Origin of the sequence: Psychrobacter sp. P11G3 (assembly GCF_001435845.1) — a bacterium.
Taxonomy (GTDB): Bacteria; Pseudomonadota; Gammaproteobacteria; order Pseudomonadales; family Moraxellaceae; genus Psychrobacter.
This window is the reverse complement of record NZ_CM003596.1, coordinates 293321-311852: the sequence shown is the minus strand read 5'-3', so window position 1 is coordinate 311852 and position 18532 is coordinate 293321. Positions and strand designations below refer to the sequence as shown.

Sequence of the window (18532 nt, the reverse complement as noted above, 5' to 3'; positions counted from 1 at the left end):
TCATGAAAATCGCCCAGTAGCAAGCCATTAAATTGTAATTAAGTGTAACAATACCTATTATTTCTACTTGGTTTCTATATAATCAAAAAATTTTATTTTTTATATCTCGACTGCACTATACAGACAGGTAGCCATTAACCTTGTAGAAGGATGATCTTAGATAATTAATATTTCTGTTTGCGCTGAGTAGACGAGCCAATATTCATTGCTTCACGATATTTGGCGACGGTTCTTCTGGCTATATCGATACCATCTGCTAACAGCTCATCTTTGATACGACTGTCTGACAATGGTTTTTTGGGATCTTCGTCAGCGATGAGCTTTTTAATCATGGCACTGATAGCGGTCGATGAGATATCTCCATCAGCACTACTTACGTGAGAGGAGAAGAAGTGTTTCAAAGAGAACAACCCTTGCGGCGTCAAGATGGTTTTACTGGTGGTAAGGCGTGAGACCGTAGACTCATGCAAGTCAACTTCTTCAGCAATGGCCTTTAATATTAGGGGTTGCATGGCGGTTGCACCATGCTGCAGGAACTCTTGTTGATAGCGTACAATGCTGGTCGCTACTTTGAGTAGGTTTTGATTGCGCTCTTCGATACTACGAATAAACAGCCGAGCATCGGTAAGGTTTTCGCGCAGATATTGATTGTCAGGACTGTCATCACCACGCTTGACTAAGTTGGCATATTCTTGGTTTACGCGTAGTTTTGGTAAGGTATCTGGATTGAGGCGTACATACCAACCATCTTCTTCAGCTTCAGAGTTACTGGTCGCCTTATTGTTTCTAACAGGTGTGACCAACACATCTGGAATATCATAGCTTTCAGGCGGCCGGGCATAGTCAGGCTGGCTAGACTGAAACAGCAGCCCTGGTGAAGCATTTAAGGTACGTAGTAGCGTAAGCGCAGGTGTGATGTATTCTGGTGCAAGCCCTGTACGTTCAGTCAGTGCTTTGATGTTATTACTGACTAAATGCTCGCTCGCTGATAGCAACGCTTGGGCTTCTTGTAGATATTCGGTGCGGGCATCTAGCTTAGATAGCTGAATAGATAAGCACTCGCTTAAATGACGTGCCCCTACGCCAACGGGATCACAGGACTGGATAATACGTAATACCGTCAAGACTTCTTCTTTTTCAACGCGCTCATCCCATTGATAGAAACTTGCCATCGTATCAAAGCTCTGCAGTAGCTCATCTATATCAATTCGAATAAAGCCCATATCATCCATGGAGTCTATTAAATACTCTGCAATCAACGTATCGGCCTCTGATAGACGCTTAAAGTTCAGCTGCCAACGCACATGATCTTGAATGGTAGACGATGTACCGCCTTGGTAACTATCAAAATCTTCATCACCCCTACTATTGCCAGAGCCCGTTGCAGTAGAGGCGTAGTTATCCGTGTCAAAGCTACTTATATCAAAGCTATCGGCATCAGAACTGCTATAGTTATCTACATCTATTGCACTATCATCGATATTAGGCTGTTGAAGCTTATCCAAGCTATCACTGAAGCTATCACTATTATCGCCGCTGTACTCTGTACCGCTAGTAGGTACTGAGTCGAATGAGTCACTACTTTGATTCCAGCTATCAAGCGTCAACGGCTCGTTCCACTCCTCTATTTCATCGTCACCACTGTCGTATTCGTCATCATTTTCGATACGTTCAAGTAATGGATTACTATCTAGCTTTGCCTGAACCTCTTGTGCGAGCTCAAGACTAGAGAGCTGCAGCAATTTTATGGCTTGCTGCATTTGCGGGGTTAGCTTTTGTGAGTTGCTCAGCGTGGTCGCCAATCCGAACGACATACTCATGGGCGGCTTATTGCACTCCGATCTTAGTGATATTGTGTTTATTCTGTCAGTAAAGGTAACGACATAAATCTTATCAGGACATGACGATAGCATTTTTTGCCACAATTTTGCTATGATAATTTATGTTTTGTCCGGATACGTTTGGTTTGCTATCGATAGCAGACTATCATCTCGGCAAGGATGAGCAATCCATAAATACGAGCAGTCTGCTCATTACCGCGAAAATATTATAATAAATAAATTGCCGCAAATGACCAATACAGCTCATACCCAATAGGAATACTGTCATGAATTTAAGTAACCATCAACTTAACGTCGCTGCTATTCAAATGAACAGTCAGCAGAATGTTGAGGATAATCTAGCAGATATCAAAGCCGCTATCACAGACGCACAAGCTCAAGGTGCTGAGCTCGTTGTATTGCCTGAGAACTGCTGTAGTATGGGACAGCAATCTGCTACTGCCGAGCGTTTTGATGACTTATCAGCGACGATAGCAGATTACGCCCGCACCGCTGGTATCCATGTACTAGCAGGCTCATTACCCTGCTATTATCGTCCTGATGGCACTATCGTTCCTGATGGCAGATTGCGCCAAGTGAGCCAGCTGTTCGCACCAGATGGTACCCTTATCGCACGCTACGACAAGATTCATCTGTTTACCGCAACTGTGGCCGATAAGCATGGCAGCTATAACGAAGCGGCGACCTTTGAGCCGGGTACGCAGACCGTAATTGCGCCACTAGCAGTAGGCAATACAGTCTATCAACTCGGCATGATGGTATGTTTTGATTTACGTTTTCCGGCATTGGCGCAGCGTCTGCGACAAGCAGGTGCTGAACTATTAAGCGCACCTTCTGCCTTTACCTACTTAACTGGACAATCGCACTGGTCACTGCTGTTACAGGCTCGTGCTCTAGATAGTCAATGTATGGTCATTGGCGCAGCGCAAGGTGGCGATCATCTCTACAAAGATGGTAGCACGCGCCAGACATGGGGACATGCAGCCATTACAGCATTTGACAGTAGTATTATCGCAAGCTATGACGATAGCGAGTTGGATAAACAATATGCCATCGTCATGGCGTCATTAGACAAGCAGGCGCAAGAGCAAGGCCGCCAAAAACTGCCTATCTTTGATTGCCATCGTTTGGCGTAGATTGTGAAATTCAGTGGATTTCGTGCCTAATTGCTAAGGCAATTCTTCATTTTGAGCATGAGTTGCTCGTGGATGCGCGCGATCATAAACCTGCGTTAATTTTGCAAAATCAACGTGGGTATAAATTTGCGTGGTGCTAATATCACTGTGCCCGAGCATCTCTTGTACGGCGCGCAAGTCACCACTGCCTGACAGCATATGTGATGCAAAACAATGACGCAGTAGATGAGGATACATGTTTTGGGCGATACCTGCGCGGGTAGCAGCGACTTTTAAGCGCTGTTGCACTGCCCGTGTTGATAATCTGGTGCCGAGTTTTTCACTGATGAACAATGCGCAATCCATCTGCTCTACCCATAGGTTACGATGCGGCAGGTAACGACTAATTGCTTCTGCAGCCTTTATCCCTAATGGTACTAGGCGTGTTTTATTCCCTTTACCCGTGACTCGTACCCGTAAGTCAGACAAGTCCACATCTGCCATATCGAGTGCAACCAATTCCCCAACACGCAAGCCGCTACTATAGAGCAGTTCAAACATAGCTTTATCACGTAACCATAAGCGCGCTTGCTCTGGTGTATCAGGCATCTCTTGATCGAGTAGCTGAGTTAGTAAATCGACATCAGCGATAGAAGGCAGCGGTCTAGGACTACGCTTCAGCTGATAGCCAGTGGTTGGGTTGATACGTGCTAACTCTTCTTCAATCATCCAACCATAAAAATGCCGAATCGCAGACAACTCTTGCTGGATACTGGCAAGTGCCAACTTATCTTCATCAAGACGTTGACTAATATGCTGGGCCAGTTGCCGTTTATCACAGCGTGTCCACGTTAGACGCTTACCACGCAAAAATAACGCCAGTTGATTTAAACCAGCAAAATAAGCGGTCAGAGTATGCGGCGAATGGTTGCGCACAGACAACGTATTGAGCCAACGATGCACAGGTGTGAGTAGCTCTCGTAACGCAGCATCGGACTCTATAGTAGCGGCCAGCTCAGTAGATAGCCAAGGTGCTGAGTTCGCTGCCTGATTGCCTTTATTATTAGACATAACCATATTGGAACCATCCTTGGTATTTATAAGATTGGTCTAACAACCGTTATCAGCCTTCAGCGTTGGGTTTAAGGCCTGCTTGTGCCATCAGGCCATCTGGGCTAAATACGCCTTCATAGACGAAAGCGGTCGGTCCGGTCATCGTGACTGAATAGCCTGGCTGCCACTTGATAATCATGCTGCCACCATATAGCTGCGCGCGAACTTCCTCACCCTCATCGAGCCAGCCTTCACGTATACCAACGGCTACTGCTGCACATGCGCCTGTACCACAAGCTTGCGTCTCGCCTACACCGCGCTCGTACACACGCAAACGAATGTGGCGCTGATTCATCACTTGCATAAAGCCCACATTGACGCGGTCTGGGAATGCAGGATGCGACTCAATTGCTTTACCTAGAGTCTCAACCTCAGCATCGAGTACGTCATCGACTTTTATCACAGCGTGCGGGTTACCCATATTGGCAACGTACAGCTGCACAGGCGTACCATTTACATCAAGATGATAGGTGTTTTGAATTTTAGTCGTCGCTCTTGGGCTAAATGGAATCTCATCTGGCTCAAATTTAGGCTTGCCCATATCGACATCTACCCAACCGTAACGATCAGTAGTTAGAGAAATAATACCGCTAGCCGTCTCAACGCGTAGACGCTGCTTAAATGACAGTTTACGTGCCTGCACAAAACGCGCAAAACAACGCGCGCCATTGCCACACTGTTCGACTTCGGTACCATCAGTATTAAAGATACGATAACTGAAATCGACATCAGGGCGCATGGGTGGCTCGACTACGAGCAATTGATCAAAACCAATACCTAGATGACGATCGCCTAATAACTGCACCAAATCCTTGGTCAAATCTAAGCGCTGGGTCACTAAATCAATGACCATGAAATCATTACCCAACCCATGCATTTTAGTAAACTCTATTAGCATATCTTTGATGTCCTATCCTATTTTTATGTATGCCTTATCTTAGCACGCTGTCAGATACAATCATAATAATACCAATCCCAAAAAATACGATTAGCGGTGTCAAACTTGTTTAGTCTACAGTGAGTAGTACTTGCACTCGTTTTCCTTGCTACTCCAATTTTTATGAATGGTGTTGTCTTCAACTAAAGGCATGCCTTCAATTAAGAATCAGCTTTAATTAAAAAACACTTTCCTCAAAATCCAGTCATAAAAAAACCCATTGTCATTATCACAATGGGTTCTCTTCAACCATCAAATACGGCAATAGTTTTGGCTTGTCTTTAATCGCCTTACTGCTCCTGCCACAACGCTTCATCTGCATATAACGCTTCAATCGTTTCGCGCTTGCGGATTAGCTGATGACTATCGCCAGAAACCATCACTTCGTTAGCACGTGGGCGTGAGTTATAGTTACTACTCATGGTAAAGCCGTAAGCACCTGCACCTGTAATGGTAAGTACATCGCCTGTGGCCAATGATAGTAGGCGGTCTTTTGCCAAGAAATCACCCGTCTCACAAATCGCGCCAACGATATCCCACGGCTGCGTGCCATCCGTATCGATACCATCGTTAGGCAATACGCTTGGAATCACCGCCATTTCAGCTTGATATAAAGCAGGACGAATCAAGTCATTCATAGCGGCATCAACGATCGCAAAGTTCTTATGCTCAGTCGGCTTGAGTACGTCAACTTGGGTCAATAGCACGCCAGCATTGGCAACGATACTACGACCTGGCTCAAAGAACACAGTCAAACCAAGCTCGCTAAGTTTTGGTAATAAAGCTTGGGCAAACTCATCGATAGACACAGGCGTCTCATCAATATAACGCACCCCTAAACCGCCGCCCAAATCAATATGCTGTAACTCAATACCTGCGTCACGCAGGCTATGTATCAGCTCAATCACTTTATCTAACGCTGCAACAAATGGCTCTACCTCAGTTAACTGCGAGCCAATATGACAATCAATACCAACGATGGCGATATGTGATAAGTCGGCCGCTTGCTGATAGACCGCTAATGCGTCTTCGTGAGTGATACCGAACTTGTTGTCTTTAAGACCTGTTGAGATATATGGATGGGTTTTGGCATCGACGTTAGGGTTGACGCGTAACGAGATTGGCGCAGGCTTATCAAGTGACTTTGCCACTTCATTGATTAAAGTCAGCTCGCTGATAGACTCAACATTAAAACAGCCGATACCTTGAGTCAGCGCATATTCGATATCACTATACGTTTTGCCAACGCCTGAGAATACCACACGTGATGCTGCGCCACCTGCGGCTAATACACGCATCAACTCACCGCGAGAGACAATATCAAACCCAGCGCCTTCCTGTGCCAAGACACCAAGCACGGCAAGGTTAGAGTTTGCTTTTACGGCATAGCATACTTGATGATTCAGACTAGCGAAGCTATCAGTATAAGCTTGATAAACGTCCAATATTGCTTGCTTTGAATACACGTAGCAAGGTGTGCCATATTGTTTTGCCAACTCATCGATACTGACCTGCTCCATATACAATGCATCGTCGCGATAGCTTAGCGCTGGCAAGTGAGCACTCAACGCTTTCGGGTCAACATATAGTCCTTGCTCAGTTTGGATAGTAACGGATTCGCCAGTAGTAGAATCGGTCAAGTCAGCAGGTAGTTCAGAATGACTCATATAAACATCTCTAATATAATCAGATTATCAAGGGTGAAAATTAAATTTAGGTAGCAAAGCTATTTAGTCAATCAGGCAGTAAAGAATCGACAGTTGGTTAAACTGTTAATTAAAAAGCACCTAACCACTATTTATTGGCTTAGCTTAACAACTATTAGCCTAGTAATTAATAGCTTAGCAATTAATAGTCGTTGGGATCAGTACTAGGCTCAGGTAGCACCATTTGCTCTTCTAGGTAGCGGTTTTTTTGATAGTTATCGTCGTCGATACCCGCAAAGGCTGCATCTTGTGGATGGCTAGTACTATCCAGTACAGACGCACTGCCCTCTATCGTTTGACTACTAGAGTCTGCCAAATATAGATCGCCTTTTTGCCCGCAGCCTGACAATCCTAGCATAACCACACTGCCAATAAATAAAGTGGCGACAGCCTGACGACTGGTACGAGCGAATGAGCTAGCATGCTTGGCTGCTGAGGGGCTGTGTATAGTAGACATATAATAGATAACCTGTGAGCTTACGACGGCATAATGGCGATAGTAAATCGTGATAAATAAAAAACAAACGGACAGCCAAACCAGCAGTTAAAGCACTGTCGTTATGACCATTTTCATCATAGCATTATTACATAAAGCTGTACGGATACTGAATATGATTGGTGAATAAATTTGCGTGATGTTGGATATTTTCTAGAACATTAGTCGAATTTTTATAGTAATATCGTCTGCGAGCTTAGATATGAATGTATGACATATGGGTGTCTCGACAATATTTCTTACAATTTCGTGAACAATAGCGCTGTTATGTCGCCCATACAAGTTATCCACCTATAGTTCTATAACTCACTGAATATAATTGATTTATTCCATATTTAGCCATTTATTAATCACACACTTTAAACCTTGCCCCTGTCGCGGTGTAGAAACAAAAATGTGTTACATTATATTCCCAGTTTGCGGTGGCAATAGGATGCTAGCCTGAGATGCAGACGCATTACCTCATAAGCATGGATGCATAGCACTGTCAGAAATAGTAGCCCAAGTATAAACAAAATCGCCAATATACTTGCTTGATATTATCAGCATAGATATAGCTTATTTTTATTTACTCGGCGGTTATCAACTTCATCAATTCCATATAATAATGACATCATGTCTCAGTGACCTTTACTACAGCACTTGAGATATCAGCGATGTAGCATTTGATGATAATAAAACAGGACGTGGCAATAGACGTCTTTTTTGTATCGAACCAACGATATAATTGATTTGCCCTTTATAAAAACCAATCTAAGGATAGAGTATGAGCGCCAACCTAAGTACCACTTTTGATGATAAGAACAGCGAAACATCAACCCTAACCAGCCCCACTTTAGTCCTCAACTGCGGTTCGTCTTCTATCAAATACGCGTTGATTAGCGATGACAATTCTACTCGTATCACCGGTCTTGCCGAAAACTTAGGTCTCGATACAGCCCGTATCAAACATACCACGCTAAATGGCGATAAGTTAGAGATCTCTATCCCTGGTGGTAGTCACAAACTTGCCCTGCAAAAAATCCTAGAGCTACTAGAGCAATATCACTTTATCGCAGTCGGGCACCGTGTGGTACATGGCGGCCGTGAATACTCTCAAGCTGTTCGCGTTGATCAGCATGCGTTAGAGGAAGTAAAACGTTTAAAGATATTGGCTCCACTACATAACCCTGCAAATGCTTTGGGTATTGAAGCGGTTCAAGCTATTTACCCTGACATTCCACAAGTTGTGGTATTTGACACCGCCTTTCACCAAACCATGCCACCCGTCGCCTTCCGCTATGCGTTGCCAAAATATCTATACGAAGAGCACAAAATCCGTCGTTACGGCTTCCATGGTACGTCTCATGCTTATGTCTCAGAACGTGCTAGCCAGATTACTGAAGCAAAAGGTCCTCATGGCTGGATAACCGCGCATCTAGGCAATGGTTGCTCAGCAACCGCCGTATACGATGGCAAAAGTCTCGATACCAGCATGGGTCTGACCCCACTTGAGGGACTGATGATGGGCACACGTAGCGGCGATGTCGACCCAAGCTTACATATGCATCTGAAACGTCAGCTCGGTATTAGTCTAGAAGAGACGGACAAAATGCTAAATAGTGAAAGCGGTCTGCTTGGTATTTCTGGCCTATCAAATGATTTGCGTACTATTGAACAAGCCGCGAGCGAAGGCCATAAAGATGCGCAGCTCGCCATCGAGATGTTCTGCTACCGCGCTGGTAAATACCTTGCCAGCTTAAGCTGTGCACTGCCTGAGTTTACTGGTATTGTTTTCACTGGTGGTATCGGCGAAAACTCTGTCACCACGCGCGCAAGTATTTTAGCCGTCATGCGTCATTTCGGTATCAAGATGGACGCTGAAAAGAACGCTGGATTGTACGGTGGCCAAGAAGGCAGCTTCCAAGCAGAAGGTAGCAGTGTCGAGCTGTGGGTTATTCCTACAGATGAAGAATACCGCATCGCTCAAGAGACTCGTCAAGCATTGAACTTAGTATAAGACGATTGATTATAATGCCTAGCGCTTATCGTTCTAAACGCTTTTAAAAAGCTGAAAACAAATAAGATAAAGCGCTTGGTGTTTTTATACTGCATTGCTTATGCTGCTCAAAACGACTCGACGTCTAAAATAAAATAAATTGTAGGACACATTATGCAAACCATTTTACTTGTTCCCATTAGTCGCGGTATCGGTGTAACATCAGCCGCACTAGGGCTAATCCGTGCCTTTGATTATAACGGTATCAAAGCGGGCTTTATGAAGCCGTTTTTGCAAGATGATACGCTAGACAAACAGCACAGCTTAGACAGCTCAAGCGCATTGACCATGCACGCATTTGGCCTAAATCCGCCTGACTCTATCAACCGTCAACACGTCGAGCGTATGCTAGGCGATGACAATCTTGATGACTTGATGGAAGAAGTGATTGCCAATTTTCATACGATCGATGATGGTCATGACGTGATTATCTGTGAAGGTCTGGTGCCAACCACTGAGACCTCTTATGCGTCACAAATCAACCGTGCACTTGCCCACGCGCTCGATGCTAAGATTATATTTGTCAGTACCGCTGATATCAGTAAACCTGCTTATTTAGCGGATAAACTAGATGTCCATGCCCGTGAGTTTGGCGGTGTCATCGATTCACGTACGCTAGGCGTGATATTGATGCGGGTACAAGACGTGCCGAACACCTTTGACAACCAACCTGTCGCGCCGGGTGAGGCCGTTGTCAGCTTAGATCCGAACTTCCTACAAGAGGTTCAGCGTCTATCGCCTTCGTTTAATACCGAAGTGTTCCGCCTTATCGGGGTTGTTCCTTTTAGTGACTCGTTGTCTGTGCCTCGCACATGGGATATCGCGACGGAGCTTGATGCGACTTGGTTAAATGTTGGCGAAGCAAAGACACGACGTATCAATCGTATAAGCCTAACCGCTCGTTCAGTGGCGCGCGTCAACGAAGTCTTTAAGCGTGGTACGTTAATGGTTGTGCCCGGCGATCGTGATGACTTGCTATTGGCTGCTGGATTGGCCTGTATCAATGGAATTCCGTTGGCAGGTCTGGTGTTGACAGGTGGTATCACTCCAAGCGATACAGTTGCTGAGCTTTGGCAATCAGCGCTCAAAACTGGCATACCAGTCATGAGTGTCGAAAGCGACAGCTACGAGACGGTACAGAGCCTGATGCATATGAGTTCTGAGATACCAAGTGATGATACAGAACGTGCTGATGAAGTGGCTCGTTATGTGGCTGCGCATTTGGATCTGAGCTGGATTAAAGAATACTTCAGCCGCAATCATGAACCGCGTCTGTCACCATCAGCGTTTCGCCATCAATTGGTCAAGAAATCACAGCACGCTAAGAAACGTATTGTGCTGCCAGAAGGCGCGGAACCACGTACGGTCGAAGCTGCCTGTATCTGTCAGAGTCGCGGTATCGCCAACTGCGTATTACTTGCTAAACGCAGTGACGTTGAGCAAGTGGCCAAAAACCGTGATTTGACGTTGCCTGAAGGGTTAGAAATTATCGATCCTGACAACCTCGACATGAGCAAATATATCGCCGCTGTCGTAGAGCGCCGTAAAGGTAAAACCACTGCAGAAGTCGCTGCTGAATACCTAAAAGATACGGTCTATTTAGGTACTATTATGCTCCAACTAGACGAAGTAGATGGTCTGGTCTCAGGTGCGATTCATACCACTGCCAATACAGTACGCCCAGCATTCCAGTTGATTAAGACCGCACCGCAATATTCGCTCGTGTCATCAGTATTCTTTATGCTGCTACCTGAGCAAGTGGTCGTCTATGGTGACTGTGCGATCAACCCAGATCCTAACGCTGAAGAGCTGGCAGAGATTGCCATTCAATCAGCACAGTCTGCTGCTGCCTTTGGTATCGATCCAAAAGTTGCAATGATCAGCTACTCTACCGGCTCATCAGGCGCAGGCGCGGATGTCGAAAAAGTCGCCCGTGCAACCCAAATCGTTCGTGAGCGCGCACCCGACCTCAAGGTCGACGGCCCGCTACAGTATGATGCAGCGTCTGTCATGAGCGTCGGTAAACAAAAAGCACCTGACTCACCTGTCGCTGGACAAGCCAACGTCTTTATCTTCCCTGACCTCAATACTGGTAACACCACATATAAAGCAGTACAGCGTAGTGCAAATGTCGTCAGTGTCGGCCCTATGCTACAGGGTCTGAATAAACCCGTGAATGATTTATCACGTGGTGCCTTGGTCGACGATATCGTCTATACCATCGCGTTAACCGCTATCCAAGCGTATAGCGATTTGATTTAATCGCTGTAAGACTTACCCGTTAAATTCCTATACAAAGCCGACTATCATTATGATGGTCGGTTTTTTATTGGTGCTCTGGTGGCAGACAGTGGTGACAGATGCTCATCTGCCCTCTACAATAGCGCTATCATCAAATTATTTACCCTGAAAGGTCAGCTGGTAAAAGAGTAAGGTGCATGAAAGTTTACGTACGCCCTATCTACTTTTATACATTTATTTATGCCAAATACGAGCAGCATTACTCAAGAGAAAACACCTACACCTGCCATTCGTGCTTATCTTGGTGGCTCGTTCGATCCCGTACATAATGGTCATTTGGAAGTCGCGATGTCTGTCTATCAGCACCTACTACCAATTGCAACGCAGCTACAGCGTGCCCTGCATGTGTCCTTATTACCCAATGCGCGCTCGCCATTTAAGACGCAAAGTACAGACCCTAACCATCGCTTAAACATGTTAAAGCTGGCGACAGAGAATACACCGATACAGATTAATGAGCTGGAGCTGTGGCAAGCGCCGCCTGTCTATACGATCGACAGCGTACGCACATTAAGACAGCAATATCCTAATGATAATTTGATATTTATCATGGGTATGGACAGCGCACATAGTTTGGATAAATGGAAAGATGGCTTACGTCTCACTGACCATGTTAATCTATGGATATTTAATCGTCAGAGCAGTACCGATGTGAGCGATGGTATTAGCGAAGGCATTTCTGATAATACTCTCTCTCCTAAAAAGAAAATAGCGTCCGTACAAGATGTTAATTTCTTAAAAACGCTATTACCATTGTCATTGCAGCCCCATATAACAGACTCACCTATCGAGCTGTTAATTCCATTTACTCAGCACTCAACAGATAGCTCGAACTCAAACAGTACTAATCCAAATAGCACTGATCCGACTAGCCCTGACTTAAAAAGCACTGACTTGAAAAACGCCAATCCAGGACGCATTTATATAGATTCGCGACCTATTACTGCGGTATCAAGCACACAAATACGCGAGCAGCTACAGAAATTGGATGATCAAACAAATAAAATGCCAGTCACTGAGAGGCAAATCGCATCTATAGCATCAATAAATGATATCATTAGCAATACTGAATCTAATCCATTAGCTAAATGGCTAAATCCTGCTGTTTATCAATATATTATCGCCCATCAGCTATATTCTGCTGCTCAATTCCGTTAAAATCGCCTTATCTATGTCATTTTGCCTATCCTGTCTCTATGCGTGACTGACAACATATGATCAGTCGGATAAGACAAATTGACGTTTTACCCCTTTATTTTACATATTTACGATTCAAGAGATTAAAATTTATGACCAACACCATGACTGCAGAACGCCTAACAGAATGCTTGACCCTAGTACAAAGCGCTCTAGATGATATGAAAGCAAAGAACATCACTGTAATGAATGTAGAAGAGTTGACTGACGTAACAGAGCGCATCATCATTGCTGATGGTACCTCAAAGCGTCATGTACGTGCGATGGCTGATAGCGTCGGCGCTGAAGCTAAGCAAGCTGGTTTTATGCCACTTGGCCGTGAAGGCGGCATCGACTCTGACTGGACGTTGATCGATTTGGGCGCGGTTGTCGTCCACATGATGACGCCGCAAGCACGTGAGTTTTATGACCTAGAAGGCCTATGGTCATCACCTGAGCAGTTGGCTGAGCTGGTTGCTACGCCGCGCGAAAAGAAAACTGCAGGTCGTCGTAACAAAAACAAATAAATTCATCAGTGACTATATTCGTTCAAGATTCAGAAACGCTCCACCAAAAAGACCAGAATACTTATTCTGGTCTTTTTTTATGTAAATTTTATGGTGATGAACCAGTATAATCAAATACATCATTTAGTACAGATAAGCTCATTTCATATCAATATTTATTAGCCACTAAAGTTAAACCGCCAAAATTAAGCCGCCTTAGCCTATTCATTCTACCTATTAGGAAACCATATGAGCGCAGAATCGATCACGTCATCACCTGAGCAAACCTTAACAGATTTTAACCAAGACTTGCCTCTACATATCGCTACCCTCACTTGTGTTCGCGCTGGCAAATCTATGCCATTCGCTCGTGAAGAAATGAGCGCCATTGATAAAGCACCTATCAAATCTCCTGTCGCCGTCAACTTTATGGGCTTAACCACTGATGAACAGGCTGACCGTAAGCATCATGGTGGCCCACTCAAAGCCGTGCATCAGCTAGCGCCTGCGACGTATGCAAAAATCAATGCAGAATTCAGTTTAAAAGTTCGCGTCGGTACATTGGGTGAAAACCTTACAACTGAAGCAGTCGATGGTTTGCCTGAAATGACCGAATCTACGGTTTGTATTGGCGACGTTTTTCAATACGGTGGGCATTTTGAAAACGGTCAAGACACTAGTAATGATGATACTAGCGTTCAACTACGGATCGTCCAACCACGCCGTCCCTGCTACAAAATCAATGACCAAATCGGACAGTTTACCAAAATACCAAATATCGCGGCATGGGTCAGCAAGCAAGGTATCTCTGGTTGGTATTTCCAAGTTGTACGCGATGGCGTTATAGACGCTGATTTACCCGTATATTTAGTTGAGCGCCCTTATCCGTTTGCGACACTAGAGACGCTATGGCAATTGGCCAATTCTAAAGAGAAATATGATGCAGATACTATTGAACAGTGGCTCGCGATTGACTGTTTAGAGGACAGTTGGAAAAAGGTTCTGGCTAAAAAAATCCAACAGGATTGAAAAGGTAACACTCAACAAAAACCTTTAATATGACTTTTCTATTTATAAAAGATAGCCACTACCCTGCGTAATGGCGTCACAAGGTTTTTCATGTTCTATGTCAGCTCCATAATAAACACTCTCTCCTTCTCTTTCTCCATCTTTGATCGTGAAGGAGCACTCTATGAGTGAAAAGACAGAAAGTATCAGCTACCTACAAGCGATAGCGATTAGCGTTGGTGCGATTATCGGTTGGGGCGCTTATGTCATGCCAGGCGATTTGTTTTTACCGCAGTCACAGCTATTAGGCTCTTCTGTCGCTATTATTATCGGTACTTTAGCCATCTATATGGTTGCGCGTGCCTATATTAATTTGCTGACTCAAACGCCAGAGAACGAGTCAGGCGGTATCTATTGGATTGAAAAATACATTAATCGCAAGCATGCCTATATTTATGGTTGGGGCGTTACGATAGGCTATATTTCTATTATCGCGCTCAATATATCAGCCGTCGCTTTGCTACTGCGCTATCTGTTACCTAGCGGCTTACAATTAGGTTATCTGTATACGATTGCTGGTTGGGAAGTCTACGCCAGTGAAGTATTTCTATGCAGCGCGGCTATTATTTTGTTCAGTTATATCAATCTAAAAGGCGTACGAGTCGGCGCAAAAATCCAACTCTATATTGCCCTCTTTATGATTCTATCAGTCACCGCGCTGTTTTTTGCCTCGCTTTGGATGACACCAACGACCCAAGCATTTTTGCCAACTGACATGTCTAGCAGCTCTATCACCAGTCTGGCATGGTTACCTATCTTGGCCGTTATGCCATGGGCGTATGTCGGTTTTGAGACCACACCGCAGATTTCAAAGGCGATTAGTGATTCAAAAACCAAGACCAAAAGCATTATCCTAATTTCACTCATCGCCGGTGTGTTGTTTTACTTTTTAATCAACTACTTTACCGCGCTAAACATGAGCTTTGACTATCAAGCAATCAAAGACAGCCACTGGGCGACAGGTGAAGGCATAGACAATCGGATTGGTAGCATCGGTATCTGGCTACTGTCGATCGCTATGATTGGCTCGATAATGAGTGGCATCAACGGCTTTATATTGTCTTCGGTCAAGCTCTTAGAATCTATGGGCGACACGTCGTTATTGCCTAGCGTATTTACGGATAAACACAACCAATTCAGTAAGCAAAAAACCGTTATATTGATATGCTTGGTGTGCCTACTCTCTCCTTGGCTGGGTAGAAACTACCTACTCGATATCGTGACAATGGCGTCCTTGGGTATAACCGTTGGCTTTGCTTATGTCACGACCGCTGACCTCATCAATGAGCGAAAAAAGAAACAGGCAGGTCTGCTAAATTATCTCTCTGTATTAATCAGTGTGGTCTTTATATCGCTATTGCTGCTACCATTTTCACCAGCGGCGCTATCATTTAACGCCTATGTCTTGCTAGGATTCTTTATTCTGCTTGGGGCGATTGGTTATAAAAAAATCGCAGTTAATCCTAATGTTAATTGAACATAAATAGCATTTGCTAGTTGGGCACAGTAAACATCAAACGCAAACGAAGCTATAACCGCAACTCTTCCTATATAGAGCATTTCATGGCAAAAAACACTTCCTCGATTGCATTGGCATCAGTATTAATATCATCCTCTATGCTATCGCTTGTGGGCTGCGTATCAACGACAGCACCGCGGTATGTCATCGACAGCGATAGCTACCAAGCCACGGGCAAAAGCGAGCGCATCAAAACCATCGTCCTGCACTATACAGTCTCTGATAATGAGCGCTCGATAAAGACATTGACCACGGGCAATGTGAGCGCGCACTATCTAGTATTAGACAATGATGACAATAAAATCTATAACTTAGTACCAGAGAGCGAGCGCGCATGGCATGCAGGTGATGGCGGATTTGCAGGACGGACGATATTAAACGATACCTCTATCGGTATCGAGATCGTCAATAGCGGCATCAAGCCTGAATATCGAGACGCACTAAAAAATGGCACACTCGATTATCATCCTTATGAGCATTATGTGGCATTTGATGAGTTGCAGATTAAAAAAGTCGCACAACTGGTGCAAGATATCGCCACGCGCTATGACATCTCACCGAAGAATATCATCGGTCACTCGGATATGGCACCCTCGCGCAAGATAGACCCCGGTGCCAAATTCCCGTGGGAGCGACTGTATTTCGATTACGGTATCGGCGCTTGGTATGATGAATTTGATAAGCAGTTCTTTATGAATCAAGATGGATTTGCGTCGGCCACGATACCTGAAATTAAGCAAGCGTTTCGCAAGTATGGCTATCAAATCAACGATACCGATACATGGGACAAAGCCAGTCGCGATGTCGTCTATGCGTTTCAGCTGCATTTTAGAGCGCAGCAGCCAACGGGTAATATGGATAGCGAGACCTATGCGATATTGCAAGCACTAAATAAGAAGTATGCTGGTCGGGATGATTTTTATTAAAGAATACAGACTATCAGGAGACATAAGCCATGAATAACTCTCAAAAAAATGAGCAAGATGATCTGCAAAAGTATCTAGAAGAAAAAGCCAAGCAAGAACAGGAGCAGGAAAAGAAAGAGAAGCAAGAACCTGAGCCACTTTCTGCCTATGATGCTTGTGTGCTAAAGGAAAGTGCCAAGATTCATGAGTTGATCGCTGAGGCTCAGAAGCGCCCCAAAGATGACTAACTGGATAGACGGTACTTATCAATACTTACCAATCAAGATGATAAAAATGCGCAAGTTGATGTCTTATGTTTTGAGACATAGCTAAGCCGCTATGAGACCAACACTACAACTAAACAGCACTATATAGCTTTATAAAAGAAGGACTATCTACCGACTATTTAGGCTATTTATTGCGATAGGCTAATGATAAAATCACCGCTCACAAGGTTATAGATAGTATCACTGCTCGCACCATCTCGTTGGCTTCCTGCATTATTGGTTTTAATGATGGCTAGGATGCTGCACGGCTTTGATAACTTGATTCTATTACCAGTCCTAATATCTCTATTATCAAACGAACCCCAATAATACTAAAAAAGGAATATTTATGTATCAAGCATTTCAAAAACACCTACAACAAGAAATCAGTGATATACGCGAGGCAGGACTATATAAAAACGAGCGCGTGATCACCTCTCCGCAAGATGCGCTCATCAAGATTGCCGATGGTCGTGAGATGCTTAACTTCTGTGCCAATAATTACCTTGGATTGTCTGATCATCCTGAGATTAAAAAGGCGGCGATCCAAGCCATCGAAAACTCAGGTTATGGCATGTCATCAGTGCGTTTTATTTGTGGTACGCAAGATTTGCATAAGCAATTAGAAGCAGCGATCTCTAAGTTCTTTAATACCGAAGATACCATTCTTTATGCCGCCTGTTTCGATGCCAATGGTGGCGCATTTGAGCCACTACTAACTGCTGAAGATGCCATTATTTCTGATTCGCTAAATCACGCCTCGATCATCGACGGTGTGCGCCTGTGTAAAGCTGCTCGTTATCGCTATGCCAATGCAGATATGCAAGATTTAGAAACGCAATTGCAAGCGGCGCAAGCACAGCGTTTTCGTTTGATTGTCACCGATGGTGTGTTTTCGATGGATGGTAACGTAGCGCCAATGGATGAGATCTATGCGTTGGCACAAAAATATGATGCCATGGTCATGATTGACGAATCGCATTCAGCAGGTGTGGTCGGTCGCACTGGTGGCGGCGTGACTGAATTGTTTGATCTGCGTGGCGATATTGAGCTGATCACTGGCACTTTGGGCAAGGCGTTTGGCGGCGCTATTGGCGGCTTTACCACAGGTAAAAAAGAAATGATTGAGATGCTGCGTCAACGCTCGCGCCCGTATCTATTTTCAAACTCTATTCCTCCTATGGTGGCTGCCGCTGGGGTAAAAGCGTTTGAAATGCTATCGCAAGACAATACCTTACAAGACCAATTGCATGAAAATACCGCCTATTTTGTGAAGCAGATGCAAGATGCGGGCTTCGATATCAAGCCTACTGAATCGGCCATTTGTGCGGTGATGCTCTATGACGCCAATGTCTCGCAACAAATGGCAGACGCACTGCTTGAAGAAGGCATTTATGTGATCGGTTTCTTCTATCCTGTCGTACCCAAAAATGAAGCTCGCATTCGTGTGCAGCTCTCTGCTGCTCATACTCGCGAGCAGCTCGACCAGTGTATCGCCGCCTTTATCAAAGTCGCCAAGCAAATGAAGATGATTGATTAAGCATC

General features: G+C 44.6%; 15 protein-coding genes. 10 read left to right on the top strand and 5 right to left on the bottom strand.

What is annotated here, in order from left to right; all coding sequences use genetic code 11:
- Positions 1–164 precede the first annotated feature (164 nt).
- The gene (gene rpoN, locus AK824_RS01290; RefSeq protein ID WP_057758127.1) at positions 165–1820 is read right to left on the bottom strand and encodes an RNA polymerase factor sigma-54; all 1656 of its coding nucleotides are present in this window, start codon (positions 1818–1820) and stop codon (positions 165–167) included.
- Positions 1821–2107: 287 nt separating this feature from the next.
- Between rpoN and AK824_RS01285 the strand changes: the two genes are divergently transcribed.
- A complete protein-coding gene (locus AK824_RS01285; RefSeq protein WP_057758125.1) occupies positions 2108–2977 on the top strand; it encodes a nitrilase-related carbon-nitrogen hydrolase in 870 nt (289 codons plus the stop codon).
- A 33-nt stretch (positions 2978–3010) separates the two neighbouring features.
- Here AK824_RS01285 and AK824_RS01280 read toward each other — a convergent pair whose 3' ends face one another.
- The 4 genes from AK824_RS01280 to lptM all read right to left on the bottom strand — a co-directional run bounded on the left by AK824_RS01280 (position 3011) and on the right by lptM (position 7169).
- Positions 3011–4033, bottom strand: coding sequence for a tyrosine recombinase XerC (locus AK824_RS01280; protein WP_057758123.1), 1023 nt, complete (start codon positions 4031–4033; stop codon positions 3011–3013).
- 46 nt (positions 4034–4079) lie between these two features.
- Positions 4080–4967: a diaminopimelate epimerase gene (gene dapF, locus AK824_RS01275; protein WP_057758121.1), complete on the bottom strand. Its 888-nt coding sequence runs from the start codon at positions 4965–4967 to the stop codon at positions 4080–4082.
- Between the two features lie 329 nt (positions 4968–5296).
- A complete protein-coding gene (gene lysA / locus AK824_RS01270) occupies positions 5297–6526 on the bottom strand; it encodes a diaminopimelate decarboxylase (protein ID WP_057762284.1) in 1230 nt (409 codons plus the stop codon).
- Between the two features lie 328 nt (positions 6527–6854).
- Positions 6855–7169 (bottom strand): LPS translocon maturation chaperone LptM, encoded by a 315-nt coding sequence (gene lptM / locus AK824_RS01265; protein ID WP_057758119.1) that lies wholly within the window; start codon positions 7167–7169, stop codon positions 6855–6857.
- Positions 7170–7974: 805 nt separating this feature from the next.
- On the opposite strand from lptM, the gene AK824_RS01260 reads away from it, so the two are divergent.
- The 9 genes from AK824_RS01260 (at position 7975) to kbl (ending at position 18527) form a co-directional block, all read left to right on the top strand.
- A complete protein-coding gene (locus AK824_RS01260) occupies positions 7975–9207 on the top strand; it encodes an acetate/propionate family kinase (protein ID WP_057758117.1) in 1233 nt (410 codons plus the stop codon).
- A 153-nt stretch (positions 9208–9360) separates the two neighbouring features.
- Complete coding sequence (pta, locus tag AK824_RS01255) at positions 9361–11508, top strand: phosphate acetyltransferase (RefSeq protein WP_057758115.1); 2148 nt, start codon at positions 9361–9363, stop codon at positions 11506–11508.
- A gap of 219 nt (positions 11509–11727) precedes the next feature.
- The gene (locus AK824_RS01250; protein WP_057758113.1) at positions 11728–12705 is read left to right on the top strand and encodes a nicotinate-nicotinamide nucleotide adenylyltransferase; all 978 of its coding nucleotides are present in this window, start codon (positions 11728–11730) and stop codon (positions 12703–12705) included.
- A gap of 131 nt (positions 12706–12836) precedes the next feature.
- Positions 12837–13250, top strand: a complete 414-nt coding sequence (rsfS, locus tag AK824_RS01245; RefSeq protein ID WP_057758112.1) for a ribosome silencing factor — start codon at positions 12837–12839, stop codon at positions 13248–13250.
- Between the two features lie 228 nt (positions 13251–13478).
- Entirely contained in the window at positions 13479–14258 is a 780-nt protein-coding gene (locus AK824_RS01240; RefSeq protein ID WP_057758110.1) for an MOSC domain-containing protein, read from the top strand.
- 163 nt (positions 14259–14421) lie between these two features.
- Positions 14422–15774 (top strand): APC family permease, encoded by a 1353-nt coding sequence (locus AK824_RS01235; RefSeq protein ID WP_057758108.1) that lies wholly within the window; start codon positions 14422–14424, stop codon positions 15772–15774.
- 86 nt (positions 15775–15860) lie between these two features.
- Positions 15861–16742, top strand: coding sequence for an N-acetylmuramoyl-L-alanine amidase (locus tag AK824_RS01230; RefSeq protein ID WP_057758106.1), 882 nt, complete (start codon positions 15861–15863; stop codon positions 16740–16742).
- 29 nt (positions 16743–16771) lie between these two features.
- Positions 16772–16969 carry a hypothetical protein gene (locus tag AK824_RS01225; RefSeq protein ID WP_057758104.1) on the top strand — a complete coding sequence of 66 codons (198 nt, stop codon included), beginning with the start codon at positions 16772–16774 and terminating at the stop codon, positions 16967–16969.
- A 367-nt stretch (positions 16970–17336) separates the two neighbouring features.
- Positions 17337–18527: a glycine C-acetyltransferase gene (gene kbl / locus AK824_RS01220; RefSeq protein WP_057758102.1), complete on the top strand. Its 1191-nt coding sequence runs from the start codon at positions 17337–17339 to the stop codon at positions 18525–18527.
- Positions 18528–18532: the final 5 nt, after the last annotated feature.